This window comes from Paenibacillus periandrae (assembly GCF_022458865.1).
In the GTDB taxonomy this organism is placed as follows: Bacteria; Bacillota; Bacilli; order Paenibacillales; family NBRC-103111; genus Paenibacillus_S; species Paenibacillus_S periandrae.
Genome location: NZ_JAJNMU010000039.1, coordinates 24,842 through 42,876 on the forward strand (window position 1 = coordinate 24,842; position 18,035 = coordinate 42,876).

At 47.2% G+C, this 18,035-nt stretch carries 19 protein-coding genes and 1 tRNA gene; all 20 read right to left on the reverse strand.

What is annotated here, in order from left to right; all coding sequences use genetic code 11:
- Positions 1 to 88: 88 nt before the first annotated feature.
- Positions 89 to 162, reverse strand: a tRNA-Met gene (locus LRL21_RS40550).
- A 137-nt stretch (positions 163 to 299) separates the two neighbouring features.
- Positions 300 to 836 carry a S1 domain-containing RNA-binding protein gene (locus tag LRL21_RS40555; RefSeq protein WP_076237322.1) on the reverse strand — a complete coding sequence of 179 codons (537 nt, stop codon included), beginning with the start codon at positions 834 to 836 and terminating at the stop codon, positions 300 to 302.
- A 103-nt stretch (positions 837 to 939) separates the two neighbouring features.
- Complete coding sequence (locus LRL21_RS40560) at positions 940 to 1,272, reverse strand: FtsB family cell division protein (RefSeq protein WP_240421486.1); 333 nt, start codon at positions 1,270 to 1,272, stop codon at positions 940 to 942.
- Positions 1,273 to 1,287: 15 nt separating this feature from the next.
- Positions 1,288 to 1,866, reverse strand: coding sequence for a spore cortex biosynthesis protein YabQ (gene yabQ, locus LRL21_RS40565; RefSeq protein ID WP_240421487.1), 579 nt, complete (start codon positions 1,864 to 1,866; stop codon positions 1,288 to 1,290).
- The gene (yabP, locus tag LRL21_RS40570; protein ID WP_076237316.1) at positions 1,863 to 2,147 is read right to left on the reverse strand and encodes a sporulation protein YabP; all 285 of its coding nucleotides are present in this window, start codon (positions 2,145 to 2,147) and stop codon (positions 1,863 to 1,865) included. Before yabP ends, yabQ begins: the two co-directional genes overlap by 4 nt.
- A gap of 98 nt (positions 2,148 to 2,245) precedes the next feature.
- The gene (locus LRL21_RS40575; RefSeq protein WP_240421488.1) at positions 2,246 to 2,530 is read right to left on the reverse strand and encodes an RNA-binding S4 domain-containing protein; all 285 of its coding nucleotides are present in this window, start codon (positions 2,528 to 2,530) and stop codon (positions 2,246 to 2,248) included.
- Positions 2,530 to 2,802, reverse strand: coding sequence for an HU family DNA-binding protein (locus LRL21_RS40580; RefSeq protein ID WP_076237312.1), 273 nt, complete (start codon positions 2,800 to 2,802; stop codon positions 2,530 to 2,532). The genes LRL21_RS40575 and LRL21_RS40580 overlap by 1 nt, the downstream gene beginning before the upstream one ends.
- 83 nt (positions 2,803 to 2,885) lie before the next feature.
- Positions 2,886 to 4,382: a bifunctional methyltransferase/pyrophosphohydrolase YabN gene (gene yabN / locus LRL21_RS40585; RefSeq protein ID WP_240421489.1), complete on the reverse strand. Its 1,497-nt coding sequence runs from the start codon at positions 4,380 to 4,382 to the stop codon at positions 2,886 to 2,888.
- Positions 4,383 to 4,470: 88 nt separating this feature from the next.
- A complete protein-coding gene (locus LRL21_RS40590) occupies positions 4,471 to 6,186 on the reverse strand; it encodes a putative polysaccharide biosynthesis protein (protein ID WP_240421490.1) in 1,716 nt (571 codons plus the stop codon).
- Positions 6,187 to 6,351: 165 nt separating this feature from the next.
- Positions 6,352 to 6,894 carry a stage V sporulation protein T gene (spoVT, locus tag LRL21_RS40595; protein WP_240421491.1) on the reverse strand — a complete coding sequence of 181 codons (543 nt, stop codon included), beginning with the start codon at positions 6,892 to 6,894 and terminating at the stop codon, positions 6,352 to 6,354.
- 251 nt (positions 6,895 to 7,145) lie between these two features.
- On the reverse strand, positions 7,146 to 8,258 hold the full coding sequence (locus tag LRL21_RS40600) for a peptidylprolyl isomerase (RefSeq protein WP_240421492.1): 1,113 nt from the start codon (positions 8,256 to 8,258) through the stop codon (positions 7,146 to 7,148).
- A complete protein-coding gene (gene mfd / locus LRL21_RS40605) occupies positions 8,245 to 11,766 on the reverse strand; it encodes a transcription-repair coupling factor (protein WP_240421493.1) in 3,522 nt (1,173 codons plus the stop codon). The genes LRL21_RS40600 and mfd overlap by 14 nt, the downstream gene beginning before the upstream one ends.
- Positions 11,767 to 12,021: 255 nt before the next feature.
- The gene (locus LRL21_RS40610; RefSeq protein WP_240421514.1) at positions 12,022 to 12,252 is read right to left on the reverse strand and encodes an anti-sigma-F factor Fin; all 231 of its coding nucleotides are present in this window, start codon (positions 12,250 to 12,252) and stop codon (positions 12,022 to 12,024) included.
- A gap of 62 nt (positions 12,253 to 12,314) precedes the next feature.
- Positions 12,315 to 12,875 (reverse strand): aminoacyl-tRNA hydrolase, encoded by a 561-nt coding sequence (gene pth, locus LRL21_RS40615; protein WP_240421494.1) that lies wholly within the window; start codon positions 12,873 to 12,875, stop codon positions 12,315 to 12,317.
- Between the two features lie 193 nt (positions 12,876 to 13,068).
- The gene (locus LRL21_RS40620; protein WP_240421495.1) at positions 13,069 to 13,695 is read right to left on the reverse strand and encodes a 50S ribosomal protein L25; all 627 of its coding nucleotides are present in this window, start codon (positions 13,693 to 13,695) and stop codon (positions 13,069 to 13,071) included.
- A 135-nt stretch (positions 13,696 to 13,830) separates the two neighbouring features.
- On the reverse strand, positions 13,831 to 15,222 hold the full coding sequence (gene glmU, locus LRL21_RS40625; RefSeq protein WP_275901141.1) for a bifunctional UDP-N-acetylglucosamine diphosphorylase/glucosamine-1-phosphate N-acetyltransferase GlmU: 1,392 nt from the start codon (positions 15,220 to 15,222) through the stop codon (positions 13,831 to 13,833).
- A gap of 99 nt (positions 15,223 to 15,321) precedes the next feature.
- On the reverse strand, positions 15,322 to 15,615 hold the full coding sequence (spoVG, locus tag LRL21_RS40630) for a septation regulator SpoVG (RefSeq protein WP_076237295.1): 294 nt from the start codon (positions 15,613 to 15,615) through the stop codon (positions 15,322 to 15,324).
- A 123-nt stretch (positions 15,616 to 15,738) separates the two neighbouring features.
- A complete protein-coding gene (locus LRL21_RS40635; RefSeq protein ID WP_240421496.1) occupies positions 15,739 to 16,131 on the reverse strand; it encodes a RidA family protein in 393 nt (130 codons plus the stop codon).
- Positions 16,132 to 16,134: 3 nt separating this feature from the next.
- Positions 16,135 to 16,962 (reverse strand): pur operon repressor, encoded by an 828-nt coding sequence (purR, locus tag LRL21_RS40640; protein WP_076237291.1) that lies wholly within the window; start codon positions 16,960 to 16,962, stop codon positions 16,135 to 16,137.
- 149 nt (positions 16,963 to 17,111) lie between these two features.
- Positions 17,112 to 17,966, reverse strand: a complete 855-nt coding sequence (ispE, locus tag LRL21_RS40645; protein WP_240421497.1) for a 4-(cytidine 5'-diphospho)-2-C-methyl-D-erythritol kinase — start codon at positions 17,964 to 17,966, stop codon at positions 17,112 to 17,114.
- Positions 17,967 to 18,035 lie beyond the last annotated feature (69 nt).

The window sequence follows — 18,035 nt, forward strand, 5'->3', positions numbered from 1 at the left end:
AGCCGTCTGTGTGACAGCTCCCCTTTAACAGCAAAAAAACACCCCACCGGACAGCAAGTCTCGGCAAGATGCTTTTGTTCTCTTGCAATAGCGGCGAAGGGAATCGAACCCCCGACCTCACGGGTATGAACCGTACGCTCTAGCCAGCTGAGCTACACCGCCACAACATGTATGACTATATAACAGGCTTGGCCTGGTTGTCAAGCAGGTTTAACCCCGCAACAGGGAGCATCAGACAGTAATCAACAAAAAAGCCGCATAAGCAAATTTGCTCATACAGCTTCATCACCTTACTATATTTAATCGCGTCTAGCGCCGCGACCTCCACGTTTCCCTTCCGTGTTCTTCTTCAGGGAAGAGATGCGTTCCTCGCTATCCTTTAAAAAACGCGAAACCTTGTCCTCGAACGTTAACTTGCCTACTGGAGGTTTGCCTCCACGGCCTCCACGATCGCCTCCACGGCCTCCAAATCCACCGCCGCCTCCGCTGCTGCGACCGCCACGATCGCCTCCACCACTTCCGCCGCTGCCACCCATACCGCCGCCACTGGAACTACCAGCTGGTCGTTCGTAGCGTTGAGGTCTTGGCGCTTCAGGGGGTTTGTCAACTGCTTGCTTGATGGATAAACCGATTTTGCCGTCTTTGTCGACATTGATAACTTTAACCGTTACCACGTCGCTCAATTTCAAATGATCGTTGACGTCTTTTACATAATTGTCTGCGATCTCCGAAATGTGCACCAGACCTGTACCACCCTCTGGAAGCTCAACAAACGCCCCAAAATGAGTAATGCCTGTTACCTTGCCTTCCAGCTTGCTGCCCACTTCAATTGCCATAAAGTAAAATGTTCCTCCCTTAAATAGTTAACAAAAGACTTCAACAATGGAGATTATAACGTACACGCTGCAATACGGTCAACCAAAGCTTTCTTGCATAGACCTATTTCTTTAGCTCTTTGGGCACATAAAATAATGTTTCCCCTTGCTTCACATAATGCAGCTCTTTTCGAATTTTTTGTTCAACGTATTCCGGATCATTCAATCGGACAATTTCACGCTTCGTCGCTTCATTGATTTTCCGAGTTTCATCCAGCTCCTGCTGCAAAGCGCTCAATCTCTCATCCTTGGCTCCAAGCTTACTTACTTGATTCCACAAGGTTACGCCAGCCCAGCTCATAAAGCAAGCAAGAACAATCAGGACCAAGCGGCGTCTGCGAAAAGAGCCTTTATTATTTGGTTTCGTATTGTTGCTTGTTATGGAGACAGCTCGCATCGTTTGAGAATCCTCCTACGTCCGATGAAAAAACCGACGAATGAACTTTACCATCGTTTGAACGGTTGTATTGTTACCTATTTGAGCACGAACATATCTGATTAGTGGGAATGTTAAAAATTTAACTATTTTCCACACAGTATATAACAATTGTAACATAACTTTATACAGGAAAATAGCTATTGCCGATAAAAATCCAAAAAATATGATGAACACTCTAAAAAGCAGTACAACAGGTCTTATCAACAGTATATTAACCAATTGGACCACCCAGTGAATCACAATTTTCACCATACGGATAAGAAATTGCAAACATTTAATGAGTATTCCGCTGAACAACCAGAAATAGATGACAACCCCTGCCAGCAGGCCGATAAAGATAAACATTCTGACCTGACCCCAGTTGATATCATACAGCAATTTAAAAATAAGCAAGGTCCCGATAATCCAGAACACAAGGTCCAACACATAGTAGGCATAACGAGTAGCCCTTAAATGATGGGCAAGCACCCGATACAAGTCAAACAATCCCCCGAGCGACAGACCTCCCAGCAGCATGGTACCCATCGTAGCAAATTGCATCTCCAGCGTCATTTAAACATCTTGCCCCATAATCCCTTAGGCTTCCCCTGTGCATTCGCATCCACATACAGCAGCTCATTAATCAAGCCCTCAATGACGACGAATCCTTGCTCCAGACTGAGGTTCTTAATGTGCAGGTTCTGTCCTCTGATTCTAAGAAAGCCATAGTCCGTCTCCAGCATAAATTCCTCACTATCGAAGCTTTCCACGTTTAAAACACCGGACACCTCAAGCAGCTTGCGGTTGAGCATTTTGATTTCTTGTCGTTTCACTTTTCCCTGCTCAATGGCCATGACCGATCCCTCCCATCAGCTTTGATTGTCTGCAAAGCTTGTATACTCTACACATATGGGGGGATGTCCACATTTAGAACACAAAAGAGACTGAAAGATCAGTCTCTCTGGCTTTGCCATAATTCAGTTTTGTGCATTTCCTCTTTGAGCAGTGTATACATGTGGGCTGCATCTTCCTTGCGGGTAGATTCGGAAAGCTGTTCCACGCGAACCGTGATACTTTTCTGTCCGAATTGGATTTTCAGCTCGTCCCCGACCTTCACCGCACTGCTCGGCTTGGCATCTCTGTCATTGATCCACACGCGTCCTTGGTCGGATACATCCTTGGCCACTGTCCGTCGTTTGATCAACCGCGATACCTTTAGGAACTTATCAAGACGCATTATTTTACCGCTTCTTTAAGCTTGTTACCTGCTTTAAAAGCCGGTACAGTCGATTCTGGGATTGAAATTTCTTTGCCCGTTTGCGGGTTGCGGCCAGTACGTCCCGAACGCTTGCGCGTTTCAAAAGTACCAAATCCGATTAATTGGACTTTGTCGCCAGTGGACAGTGCATCTGTAACTTCACCTAAAAAGTTATTCAGGACGGTTTCCACATCTTTTTTGTTCAGTCCACTTTTTTCAGCAATATTCGTAATCAAATCCGTTTTATTCATCGTTATATATTCCTCCTCAAAATAAAGCTTATTGGTATGTATTCTTGATGTCTCAGGAAAATCCTGCTAAAAGCCTGTTATCTTTATATTTTTTTTGCTTCCTGCCATAAGGCTTCCATCTCTTGTAAACCAGTTTGCTCCAAATTCCGACCCTTTAATCGTATCTGCTGCTCAATATAGCCAAAACGATTAAAAAATTTGCGATTGGCCGCACTCATGGCTTCCTCAGGCTCAATTTTCAGGAATCGGGCCAGATTGACGACAGAAAACAGCAGATCACCCAGCTCTTCCTGCTGTTCAGTTTTGGATAAAGACGCAATCGCTTCCTTAAGCTCCAACAGCTCTGACTCCACGACTTCGATAACTTCCTCCAACCGGCTCCAATCGAAACCGACAGCTGCTGCCTTCTTCTGCAGCTTGTAGGCTCTCATCAGGCCAGGCAGCTCACGAGGCACTCCGGATAGCAGCGGAAGCTGCTCCGGATCGATCCCCTTCTTGCGCTTCTCCTCCTGTTTGATCTGGTTCCAATTGACAAGCGCCTCATCGGCATTACCTGCCTGAGCCGCTCCAAATACATGAGGATGACGGCGAAGCAGCTTTTCATTGAGACCTGCGATAACATCCCAGACGTTGAAGCTGCCCGCTTCGGCTTCGATTTGTGCATGCAGCATGACCTGCAGCAGCAAATCGCCCAGCTCCTCGGCCATATGGTCTGTATCCTCTTCATCAAAGGTTTCCAGCACCTCGTAGGCTTCCTCGATCAGGTTTTTACGCAGTGATTGGTGCGTCTGCTCCCGGTCCCACGGGCAGCCCTCTGGACTCCGCAAAATATCGACAATTTCATGCAGGCGGGCAAAGGTGCGGTTCCGCAGCCTTTCCTGATCACTTCTTGGAACCCATACCAAGGAAAGGTTACCAAAATCCTGCAGATGGTCCAGCTCATACAGCGGGATGTGATGAATACGTTCCTCGCCTGCTACACCCAAGGCATGTCCAACAACAATCTCATGCTCATCCGGATACAATTCCATCAACGATAGCTTGACATCAGAGGCACTGAGGGTGTCGTATACCTGAGTAATAACAGTATGAAGCTGAGGATTCAGGCTGTACAATGACAGATCTGATCCATTCAGCAGCTGAAAGCCTTCTATCGGATCAAAGCCAAGCCGCAGGAAGGCTTGATCGAGAAAGCTCTCCCCACCCAGCAGTGTCAGCTGAATGCCCGCTTCCGGACAACGCTCCCTTAACAGCTGAACGGTTTTTTCGGCTACCATCGGATGTCCAGGTACAGCGTATACAATTTCACCAGCTGAAGGATCGGCGGAAGCAGCTGTCTTGGCCTTAGCCAGCAGCTCATCGGTTATCGCTTCATATACCTGCTCGAACTGGTCATGGCTTTCGTAAATCGCATCGAAGGATTCATAAGTAATTCCGTTGCGTGTCAGCATCTGGACCATCGGATGCTGATCGGTACGCAGATACAGCCTGCTGGCAGCTTGAAGTTTTTTCCAGACACCTAACGTAAGCTGATCCTCGTCGCCGGAGCCAAGACCTACAATAATAATATGGGGTTTCATGATACTATTCGCCTCCAATGTATAAATAAGGGGTGTCGTTCGTTAACAGAAATCACGTAACTCCTTAAACCGAGCAAGAGCTTATAACTTAACGCAGCAATCCGACTTTGCGCAGAAGCGCCAGCGGCTTGCCTCGCAGCTTGGGGATTTGCTCCAGCTCGGCGGCGCTGACAACGCCGAGGCGAACCAGCGCGAGTATGTATACGAGCGCGCCAACCGCTACGCCTGCGAGTGCGACTATTGTGGCTGAGCCCCTTGGGGGCAAAGCCACAGAAAGCGCGCCCAGCAGTGCGGGCAAGCCGTGCGTCACGGCGAGCAGGCTTGCCGCCATCAAGCCAACGCAGAGCAGCGGCTTGATCACGGCACGGCCGATGGCCGGCGTGACGCCGGTCGCGCGCAGCGCGTGCGCGAGCGCCAGCAAGCCTGCGAGCGCGTAAGCGCCAACAGCCGCGAGCGCGGCGCCATCGATGCCCCAATGGGGCACGAGGGCGGCGTTCGCCGCGATCTTGGCTGCCGCGGCCGCGAGCAGGTACAGCGCCGGAGCTACGACGGCGCCGAAGCCCTGAAGTACACTACCTGCGATAATGTTAAGCGTGCTGAACAAGGCCGTAAGGCTAAGCAGGCTCATCGCAAAAGAACCATCAGCACTTTTGTAAAACATTACATTCAGCGGCTCAGCCAAGACTGACAACCCTACTGAAGCAGCCAGCCCAATTACCCAGGTTAGCCGCAGCGCTGTACTTGCGCGATTTCTCAGAATCTCTGGTTCGGAAAGAAGCTTTGCAGCGGCAATGGAAGGAACAAGAGCTGCCGATATTGAGGATGCCATCATCGCAACCAGTTGAACAAGCGGCAGTCCATGATTGTACAAGCCGAATTGATAAAGGGCTTCTGTCTCATCCAACCCATGGAGCTTTAGTAAACGCGGCAATGTAAAGGAATCGACCAAGGTTAAAATAGGCAGTGAAATCGTTCCCAGACAAATTGGCAGTGCGTACAGCAGCAGCCTGCGAACCAGACTCCAATCGCTTTCTCTGGTTTGCAGACTTTGCAATCCGTGCGCACTGTCCGATGGATGCGGTGTTATGGTTTCCACGGGCGTAAGGGCCCCTGCAGCACTCTGATCCCGCTCGTCCTTCCGCTTAGCCTTTCGATGATAGACCAGCATGACAATAAGACCAGCAGCAGCACCTGTCACCGAACCAAAGGTAGCCCCAGCAGCCACCCAATCCGCTCCATAGCCCCAATGCATAAATAATAACAGTAAACCAAACATGGTTGCTACCCGAACCGTTTGCTCGATCACTTGTGAGACCGCAGTAGGAATCATATTCTGATAACCTTGATAATAGCCGCGAAGCGCTGACATAACAGGTACCAGCAGCAGTGCAAATGACACACTGCGAATCGCCAAGCTCGTCTGCTTCGCATCCATCAGCTCCGCCAGCCAATCGGCCCCGTAGAAAAGCAGTAGAAAGCAGGTGAAACCTGAAGCGATCAATACATATGAGGCTACCTTCAACACACGCCGTGCTTCTTCATATTGCTGCATGGCGACTTGCTCTGACACAAATTTGGACACAACCAGCGGGAATCCGGCTGTTGCCAAAAACAAGATCAAAATGTAAAGCGGATATACCGCGTTATAAATACCGAATACGGCATCGCCAGCCATGTTCTGCAGCGGGATTTTTTGCATGGTTCCAATCAGCTTGGACACGATTGTAGCAAGCCCAAGAACGACAGCTCCTTTTAGAAGCATCGATCCCATCTGCTTATCTTGAAGCTTCTGCTTACTGTTCATAATCGTTTCCCCTTCGTCTCATCAATCCTCCTTATTATAGCACATGACATGCACTCACTCTCATCGGGTCGTTCATACGTTTAATTTCATCAAAAATAGCCCCCTGGCCAACGTCTCAACAAGCTACGTTAATAAGGGGACTTGTTATTCAAGCTATCAGACGTGCTACTGTTCCATTTGCTTAGCTAAAAACCCGGCAGCCGTTTCTGCCATCTTGGTTTCCATTTGCCCCATCTTAACCTGTTCGTCTTTGTTCAACAAGATGACCGCACCGATCGGATCGCCACCTGCTATAATAGGCGCCACTACATAGGATGAGTAGGCTTCATGGAGATCCTTAATCAGTTCATATTGTCCAGCTTCACTTTCAAGAATGGTCTTACGGTTATCCATACACGCTTCCACCAGAGGACCAACCTGCTTTTCCAAATATTCTTTTTTGGATCCGCCGGAAACCGCTATGATGTTGTCCCGATCCGTAATCATGGTCGTATGGCTGGTGCTTTCGTACAAGGATTCTGCATATTCCTTTGCAAAATCACCTAATTCACCAATAGGAGAATATTTTTTCAAAATCACTTCTCCATCACGATCAACGAAAATCTCCAGCGGGTCACCTTCCCGGATCCTTAACGTGCGGCGAATTTCTTTGGGGATAACCACTCTTCCTAAATCGTCAATACGACGAACAATTCCAGTTGCTTTCATGATTCTAGATGCCTCGCTTCCCTTGAGGAGTTAAATACTGCTGGATTTGTAATCTGTTCTATACCTAACATCAAATGGGGATTCGACTAAGTAACCATAGTATTCTTTCATTCCCAGCAGTTTATGCATGTGAGGCTTGTATTCAGACGACCGTTTTTTTTAGCTATGTAACTTCGGGGCGCCGTTGTTTACATTATGTCCATAATTGTGAAATAAAAACAGGGTACCCATATGGGTACCCTGGTAATATATTACTTTGCTGCTGGCGCCTCTGTTTTTGGTGCTTCAGCAGGTGGAGCTGCTGGTGCAGTTGGAGCCGGGGCTGCTGCCGGTGGTGGTGTAGGCTTCGGCAGTGTGTTGGTTTCAATCAAGGTCGGCAATTCTTTTTCCACAAAATCATACACTTGAGTTTCTGCTGCTTCCGAACGCAGACTTTCCTTCACTTCATCATACGTTTTGGTCTTACGGGATTCAACTCTCATAATATGATAGCCATAGCTGGTTTCAACGGGATCACTGATTTGATTGATTGGCAGTTCAGCTGCAGCCTTTTTAAATTCAGGCACCCACATCGAAAGCTCGACATTTTCATACTTACCGCCTTTATCCTTAGAACCCGGATCGTCGGAATATTCCAAAGCCAAGGCAGCAAAGTCACCGCCAGCCTTCAGCTTGTCCTGCACTTCTTTTGCACGCTTCATAGCTTCTTCCTTGGTTCTGGTCTCCTTGCCTGTTGCCGCATCTGAAGTCCCGACCAAAATGTGGGATACTGTAGCGATATCATAGATGTTTTTGTCGGCAGCCAGTTTCTTATCATAAGCATCCTTGACCTGCTGTTCCGATACTTTGGATTCAAGTGCCGAAATGGCAAGCATGCTGCGTCCTATAAACTGTTCAATATCCTTGGCGTTCAGATTGGCATCCTTCAACTGCTTATCCATCCCGCCTTCTTGCATACCAAGATACATGTTGATTTGCTCAACCTGCTGCTTGGTCTTCGTATCAGCCTCAGCCTTCGCTTTGTCATCCGCACGCGCAGACAATACTCTGAATGTAACCAGCTGCTTCATCATATCCTGCTTAAATGCTGGATCTTCTTTGTACTGCGCATACTCCTTATAGAAAAAAGTGTTAATATTGACAAACGTATCGAACTCTCCACGAGTTACCTTGCCGCCGTCTTTATAAGTGACCAGCACATCATTGGCATCACCCTTTGCTGGTGTTTCCGTTGGCGTTGGCGCTGGAGCTGCTCCTGTACCCGCTTTATCTCCGCCACAGCCTGCTACTACTGCCGCTACGGTCATGACTGTCGCTAATGTAATTAGACCCTTTTTTGCACGATTCCATTTAATTGATAACATTCTGTAATTCTCCCTTCGATTTCAAAGCTCGCTTATATTGTACCAGAAACCTTTCGAGCAGATCGATGGATTCTTCTGGCTGTAAACCTTTACCCTTGAGCTGGATATGGATTTGCGGACCCGCTATCAGCTTGAATCGTTGATCAAATTCGCTTGCCAGTGCGGCTAAAGCCTGACCATCCAGATTAGGGGTTTGATCAGCATGAATCTTGATCTCATAATCGGCAGCCTTTTGTGAAATCGTTTCGATGGCATACATTGCACCGTATACCTTCAATCTGGCAACAGCCAGCAAATGATGCACCGCCTGCGGCAGGTCGCCAAAACGGTCTACAAGCTCGTCATGCAGCTCGGCTACTTCATCCAACGTTTTGAGAGCTGCTACCTTTTTATAAATTTCAATTTTTTGCACACTATCATAAATATAATCTCCAGGAATGTACGCATCTAATTGTATATCCAGTACGGTTGACCATGGCTTTTGCACCACTGGCGCTTCCCCGGTAATCTCATGCTTACGCTTGGCAATTTCCTCACCCAGCATTTGCGAATACAAATCAAAACCAACGGAGGCAATAAAACCATGCTGCTCCGAGCCGAGCAAGTTACCTGCGCCGCGGATGGACAAATCCCTCATCGCAATTTTAAACCCTGATCCAAGTTCTGTAAACTCTTTTATGGCCTGCAGACGCTTTTCAGCGATCTCTGTTAGTACTTTGTCCCGTTGATACGTAAAGTAAGCATAAGCAATTCGATTCGAACGTCCTACGCGGCCTCTGAGCTGGTACAGCTGGGACAAGCCCATCCGGTCTGCATCATGAACAATCAGGGTATTGACATTGGGAATGTCTACACCTGTTTCGATAATACTGGTAGACACAAGAACGTCGAACTCCCCATCCAAAAAGTCCAGGATCGTTTTTTCCAGCTCATGCTCGGTCATTTGACCATGCGCTACCGTCACCCGCGCATCGGGAACGAGCATCGATATTTGTTCAGCCATTTGGTTGATGCCCTGAACGCGGTTAAACAAATAGTATACCTGTCCTTCACGCGCAAGCTCTCGCTCAATCGCTTCACGGACGAGTCCCGTGTTATGCTCCACAACATATGTTTGTACCGGAAAGCGATTCTCCGGTGGCGTCTCGATAACAGATAAATCACGAACTCCCAACATCGACATGTGAAGCGTACGTGGAATGGGCGTTGCTGTCAATGTCAGCACGTCAACATTCGTTTTGAGACGCTTAAGCTTTTCCTTGTGAGAAACGCCAAACCGCTGTTCTTCATCAACAACCAGCAGACCAAGGTCCTTAAACTTCACATCAGCTGATAGTAACCGATGCGTCCCGATAACAATATCAACGGTTCCAGCCTTAACTCCCTTCATTGTCTCCGCTTGATCCTTCTTGGAACGGAAACGGCTCAATACCTGAATATTGAAGGGATAACCGGAGAAACGCTCACGGAAGGTCTCATAATGCTGCTGGGCCAAAATAGTTGTAGGTACCAGTACAGCCACCTGTTTGCCATCGATGGCTGATTTAAAGGCTGCTCGAATAGCAACCTCGGTCTTCCCGTACCCAACATCTCCGCAAAGCAGACGATCCATAGGCCGCGGCTTTTCCATATCTTCCTTGATTTCACTGATTGCCCGCAGTTGATCCGACGTCTCTTCGTAAGGAAACATACCTTCAAATTCCTGCTGATAGGTGCTATCCGGATTAAATCCGTAGCCTGTCGTCGCCTGGCGCTCCGCATAGAGCTTGATCAGATCATCGGCGATATCCTCTACAGAGGAACGCGCCTTGCTTTTCACACGATTCCAGTCCGCACCGCCCAGCTTATAAACCTTCGGTTCCTTTTCCTCAGAGCCAACATACTTCTGAATCAAGTCGATCTGGTCGATAGGCACAGACAGCTTGTCGCCGCCCGCATACAAAATATGCAAATAATCCTTGTGAATGCCGCCTACTTCCAGAGTCCCGATACCTACAAATTTGCCGATACCATGATTGACATGAACAACGTAATCACCCAGCTTCAGCTCCTGGTAGCTTTTAATCCGCTCGGCATTTTCGATCTTCTTGTCAACCTTACGTACTTTGCGCTGCTTCTGGGTGAACATTTCGCCTTCTGTAATGACAACCAAATGAATATTAGGCAGCTCGAACCCTGTCTGCAGATTACCGTTGAGTATTGTCGGCTCATCGATGTTGTAGTCCGCCAATACGCGGCGCACCCGCTCCACACGCTCTTCGCCATTGGCCAGTATAAGCACTTTAGCGTTAGACTTTTTCCAGCGCTCCATCTCGTTTTTAAGCACATTCATTTGGCCGTGAAAATTTTGCATCACCCTGCACATAAAATTAACGATATTTTGCGGTTGTGTTTGCGGTACCTGGCGCAGGAACAAGGACATGTATAAGGTCGGATACGGCTTGCGCTGCAGTAATGTTTCATACGGCTTGGAAAGGACAAGGGCAGGGATGCTTTTTCCATCCTGCAGCGACATCGTCATCCATTCCGCCTCATCGCGCTCAAGCTGCTTTGCCGTTTCCAATAAACGCGCCGGCTCGTCTATAAGCAGGATGGAATCGTGGGGCATGTAATCCAGCAAGGTTTTACGCTCTGGATAAAGCAATGAAACATACTTGAACAAGCCCGGGAAAAAGCTGCCTTCCCGCATCATTTCGATTTCATGTCCAACACCTTCGAGCAATCGATCCTTCGCATTGCGGTCGGACATTTTATCCAGCTGCGCCTGTAACAGGTCTGACGCATGCTGAGCCGTGTCTTGTAAACGTTTTCCATCGGCAACAATCTCACGGCATGGCGTTATGACCAACTCATTCAATTTATCAATCGAACGTTGGTCCGCTATATCAAAGCTGCGTATCGAATCAATTTCAACATCAAACATCTCAATACGATAGGGCTGAGGTGAAGATAATGGATAGAAATCAATAATGCCCCCGCGGACACTCATTTCTCCCTTGGCTTCAACTCTTTCCACACGCTCATACCCAAGTCCGACCATACGGACAATCAATTCATCCATAGGGATCTGCTGACCGACTCGAATCGTGATCCGGGCTGCTGCAACATCTTCTTTATACGGCAGCACCCGCCGCATCCCTGCATAAGGTACTACCACGATTCCGTGAAAATCTGCGGCAAGCCTCGTCAACGCATCAATCCGCTGTGCAAGCATCTCTGGACTCGCTACGGCTGTCTCAGCAGCCAGCAGCTCCTGGGCTGGAAACAGCAGCACCTTGTCGCTGGGCAAGCACTCTACCAAGTCTTCAAATATTTTTTGCGCGGAAAACATATTATGCGTGACGATAAACAAGGGCCGCTGAAGCTCCTCGTACACAGCTGCCAGCATGACCTGCCGTGAGGACCCGGACAAACCGGATAATAATTGTTCCTTCATCCCCGAGCGAACGCCCGAAACGATACTTTGTAAATCAGGATCCGCGGAGAACGCTTGAATTAAAGCCTGCAAAACGGTACACCCCTCTCACCCATTTAAACCCATATACCTACTATCAAAATCCTCCGCAAACGGGGATAAGGAGCTTCACCAGTTGCGGGTGAGGCCCCTTGATAAGCCATATGTGAAATCTTTAAATCCTTCATCATTGCCCTGACCTGAACATAACATGAGTCATCGTTCTGATACTTGAAAAAAGCCTAGACTTCCAAGCCTAGGCCGTTATCATCTACATTTGTTTTCCGTGTGGATCTTGAATTCATGCAATTACTGCAATGGACTCACTATCAAAGATAGCTCCGGATTGCTGTCCAAAGCCTCTTTACAATAGTCACAAATTACTTTGACCTTGACATCTCCATTCGGGCTATACGATATTATACTCTGACGCTCCTCAGGGGTCAAGAAATGGAAGCCCAACAACTGTTCATTCACCTGCTGCTGGGGTAATTCTCCAATTAATGTTTGGCAGTGACGGCAAGTATAAGTAACGGTCAAAGCGAACACCTCCTTTTCATTCATTATGACCCAAAAAGGGAAATGCTAGCCTTCATCATCAACTATACGTTAAACTTGGCCATCGTTTTTTCAAAAGGATTTCCTAAAGCGTACTCCATAGCCTCACAGGTCGTATCCAACAGCTGAGGCATCGATTTGAATTCTTCCTTGGAAAAAGAAGAGAGTACATAATCTGCAATATTATAGCCCGGTAACGGGCGATTAATTCCCATCCGAATCCGGTTAAAGGACTGGGTTCCCAAATGCTGTATGGTCGATTTAATTCCATTGTGTCCACCAGCACTTCCCTGATAACGCAGCCTGATTTGCCCAAACGGAGTATCCAGATCATCATAAATGACGATAAAATCCTCAATCGGCGCTTTGAAAAAATCCATAAACGCACGTATCGACTCACCTGACAAATTCATATACGTCATCGGCTTGATCAAATATACCTTTGTACCGTTCACATTGCCTTCACCGAGCAGTGCCTTGCATTTGCTTTGTGTTACTTTGATTCCGTGCTTTTCCGCAAAACGATCCACGGCCATAAAACCTATGTTATGACGGGTCGATTGATAGGGAGTGCCCGGATTTCCTAGACCAACAATCCACTTCACTCTTTAGTTGCGCCCCTTCCAGACTGCCAAGCTTTCCAAATATCTTATATATATCATACCACAAACCCTACTGCATGTTGCACATGGACAGCATGTCCGTTTCTAAAAACATTTTTACCTTTCAAAAAAGCACAAAAAAGCGCATCGAATAACGATTCGATACGCTTCTGAATCTAACGATAATTACAATCAATTACTCAGCTTTGGAATCCGCAGCCTCGGCAGCAGCGCCAGAAGCCTCTGTTGGTTCAGCTTCCACTTCTTCCTCTGCCTTCTGAGGAGCCAGAACCGATACCAGTACATCATGCTCGTCGGTTTTGATTTCCAGCTTGCTCGATAGCTTCAGCTCGGACACCAGAATGTTTTTGCCGACTTCCAACTCACTGATATCCACTACTATGGATTCGGGAAGGTCATCGGGTAAACAACGAATCGAAATTTCATGATGCTGAATTTGCAGAATACCGCCTTCTCTTACACCAATCGAGTCGCCATGAAAATCCAGACGAACAGTTGCCGTAACAGGCTCATTCATATTGATTTGATGAAAGTCAACATGGGTTACAAATCTAGAAATCGGATCGCGTTGAACTTCGTTGATCATCACAGACTGTTTGCCTAGGTCAGGCACATCCATCTCAACAATCGCATTAGGGTGAGTACGAAGCAATGCCAATAATTGCTTTTCTTCTATCGATATAGCCTTACTTGTAATGTTAGAGCCGTATATAACACCGGGAATTTTTCCATTTGAACGCAATCCTTTGCGCTCAGACTTGGTTGTACCTCTCCGTGCTTCTGCTTTCAATGCTAATACCACGGGTTGTGCCCCCTTCAAATTTCGATGATTTTGCGGATATGCTATTACATTACCCCAAAACAAAGAAAATCAAACACCGTGGATGATTCTAATCCAACACACGTACTAACTCACTATATATTTCTTTCTCGTTACTCAGGACTTGTTCTTCTTCTCGCTAAATTTGCTTCTTAACTTGGCTGCATAGCCTGCTTTGTTGACCTGACGTTCGCGAGCAATAGCGACATCGTTGGGCTCCACGTCGTGTGTAATTGTTGAGCCAGCTACGACATAGGCACCTTTGCCAATCTTCAGTGGGGCGATCAAGTTCACGTTGCTGCCGATAAAGGCATCCTCGCCAACCTCAGTCAATTGTTTATTGAATCCATCATAGTTAACCGTGATCGCGCCGCAGCCAAAATTCACATTTTTCCCTACGACGGCATCCCCTATATAGCTCAGATGGGAAACTTTAACGTCGTCAGCCAAGGTCGCATTCTTGATCTCGACAAAATCCCCGATCTTCACATTCGATCCCAGCTTCGCACCCGGACGCAAGTAAGCATAAGGTCCAATTGCCGTCGCATTTCCCACTTCAGCCTCTGACAGCACTGCATACTTGACCTGAACACCGTCAGCTATCGTACTATCCGTAATATCAGCCTGTGGGCCAATGTAGCAATCCTCTCCGATCACCGTTTTTCCTCGAATCACACTACCCGGCGCCACAATCGTATCGGCTCCGATTTGCACATCCGTCTCGATATAGGTGCTTAATGGGTCCAGCAAGGTAACTCCGGCCAGCATGTGTTTGTTGTTAATTCGAGCACGCATAATCCGCTCGGCTTCAGACAACTGCACCTTATCGTTGACACCCAGTGTTTCCATTGCGTCATGGGTACAGTAAGCCTGAACAATTTCATTATCGCCGACCAATATACCAATAACATCCGTTAAATAATATTCCCCCTGCGCATTTTGATTGGTCACTTTATTCAGCGCATCAAAAAGCTTGCGGTTCGTAAAGCAATACATCCCTGAGTTAATTTCTTTAATAGCCCGCTCCTGATCATTACAGTCTTTCTGCTCGACAATGCTCGAGAGCCTTCCTTCCTGATCACGAATAATTCTTCCCAGACCTGTAGGGTCCTCCATGATCGCAGTCATCACAGTTGCCGCCGCTCCTGTTTCCTGATGCAGCTTGATCATATCCAGCAAGGACGCATTCGTAATAAGCGGTGTATCACCATACAGAACCACTGTAAGCCCTTCTTCTGTGCCCAGCAGCTCCTTCGCCTGAAGAACAGCATGCCCTGTACCAAGCTGCTGCTCCTGCATCGCATACTCAACACGTTCACCCAAGTATGATTTTACGGAATCGGCTCCATGGCCAACGACAACGACCTTCCGTTTCGCATCTATTTGCTCCAGAGCACTAACCACATGCCCCACCATTGGCTTGCCGCATACCTTGTGAAGTACCTTATATAATTTAGATTTCATTCGCTTACCTTGCCCAGCTGCAAGTACAATCCCCATTATACTCAAATCCGTCAACTCCATTTCCCTGAACATGTTATGACCTCAATTTTATATGAATCCGTACCAAAAGAAAAGAGAGCCTCGAAAGGCTCCCCGGAATACGTATTATGCTCCTTCAACGATAACGGCTTCTTCTTCTGTTTCAGACGCGGCCAAATCGTATTCTGCCAGAACAGCAGCTTGGATTTTTTCGCGTGTAGTTGAAGAAATCGGATGAGCGATATCTCTAAACTCTCCATCCGGTGTTCGCTTGCTGGGCATTGCCACGAACATCCCGTTATTCCCGTCAATAACTCGTATGTCATGAACGACAAATTCGTTATCTATGGTAATGGAAGCGATGGCTTTCATTCTTCCCTCGGAGTTAACCCGACGGAGTCTTACGTCTGTAATTTGCACTAGTGTTCACCACCTTTTCACATCTTGAGAAGACTTGGTGTTTAAATTCCACATTTTGGTGCTAAATCCTTCTTTTTTTTGTAACATTTTAACTATTTTTTTAATTATTTATTTAATTAAAAATTATTCGACAATTCTCGCCGCTATCAGTTCTATTTCGACAAAAACATCCCTTGGTAAACGGGCTACTTCCACGGTAGAGCGGGATGGCTTATGCGTTCCGAAGTAGGCAGCATAGATTTCATTCACCTTTGCAAACTGATTCATATCCTTCAGGAAAACGGTTGCTTTGATCACTGTATCGAAACTCGCTCCACCTTCAGCCAACACGGCCTCCAGATTGCGAAATACTTGATGGGTCTGCTCTTCGATTCCACCTTCAACCACTTGTCCATCAAGTCCGAGCGGAATTTGTCCGGATGTAAACAATAGATTGCCAAATTGAACAGCTTGTGAATAAGGCCCAATGGCTGCTGGTGCTTTATCGGTCGCAATTGTATTCAAAGATATCGTCATAAGTCACTCTCCATCAGAAAAATAGTTTCCAGGTTCTACCGTTATATGCTTCGTCCGCGGATCTACACCTGACAGCTTGGCCAGCGAAATGTAGTCCTCTACCAGATGCTCTTCTACCTCACCGGATTCAACGAACACCCCTACGCCTTTAACTGTCGCTTTAAACTCCTGCAATAAATCCATCATGCCATGAACTGTACCGCCTACACGCATAAAATCATCTATAATCAGCACGCGCGACTCTTCCTTCATCGCCCGACGCGACAAAGACATCGTCTGAATCCGTTTGTTGGAGCCAGAAACATAGTTAATACTCACTGCCGAGCCTTCAGTCACCTTATTATCACGTCGTACGATAACGACAGGTAAATTTAAAAAGGTCGCTGTCGCATAAGCAAGCGGTATACCCTTCGTTTCGACGGTCATCACCACATCAATATCTTTCGCAGCAAATGCTGTCGCAAACATTTTGCCAACCTCATTCAAAATAAGCGGCTGCCCCATAATATCGGACATATACATATATCCGCCAGGCAGGATACGTTCCGGCTGCTCCAGCTGTCGGCATATCCCTTGGATGAATTGCAAAGAGTACGCTTTCGAAACCTTGGGAATAAATTTCACCCCTCCGGCCGCTCCAGCCAGCGTTTGCAGATCGCCAAGCCGCTCCTCCTCAAACACTTCCTTAATGATCGCCAAATCCTCACTGATTGAAGACTTTGCTGAATTATACCTGTCGGCAAATGTAGTTAAAGGAATCAGTGTATGGGGGCGAAAAAGCAAGTATTGCGTCATTTCGACCAACCTTGCACTTCTTTTCATTTTTTTCATAGTGCACCCCCTCATGGTAAAATTCATTAAAATCCGAATATTATAATGAGAATATACCATTTTTATACGTATTTATTCAAGATGTCCATGAAAATTATTCTAACATAGAACTAACATTTTATCATTTCTGCATTCAGCCCTCCTACTAATTAGGTCAAAAGCCGAACCGCATACACATCCTTGCAAAATCCACGCAGCCCATTGTATATTCTTGCCACTTTGGCTTCCCGAGAGACCAGTCCAAATACAGTCGGACCGCTGCCTGACATCAATACGCCATCCGCACCCAATCTGACCATGCACTCCTTCAACTGCCTTACCTCGGGATAAAGATCCAGCGTGACCTCTTCCAGCACGTTGCCCAACCGCTCGCACAATAAATCAAACCGCTTCAACCGAATGGCCTCCAATACATCTGACGCTGAAGGATGATTGGCAATCTGATTGGCACGCAGCTTTCCGTAGATCTCAGATGTCGATACATTGATCGGAGGCTTGGCCAGCACAACCCAGCATTGCGGAGGCGCCTCAATAGGCTCCAGCTTCTCTCCACGGCCGCGAGCAATCGCGGTCCCTCCTGTAACACAAAAAGGCACGTCCGAGCCCAGCTCAGCTCCCAGCACCTGCATCTCCTCAGCAGGTATATTTAGCTTCCATAACCTGTTTAAACCACGCAGAGTGGCTGCCGCATCGCTGCTGCCGCCGGCCAGACCTGCAGCTACCGGTATCTTTTTATCCAAATGTATGTAAACACCTTGCTTCACATCATAACGGTCCTTAATCAACCGAGCCGCCTGAAACGCCAAATTCTTCTCGTCCAGCGGTATGTAGCCGGCTTGACTGGAAATGATAATCGTGTCACGAAGCAGTTCCTGCATCTCTATTCTGTCGGACAGATCAACCATCGTCATAATCATTTCAACCTCATGATATCCGTCCTCGCGCTTGCGCAAAACATCCAACAATAAATTAATTTTGGCCGGAGCCTTCTCAAAAACCTTCATTACGACACCTTCTTTGCGGCTCTATGCTTCTATATGTTTATACTATACCAAAAAACGAACAAAAAAAAG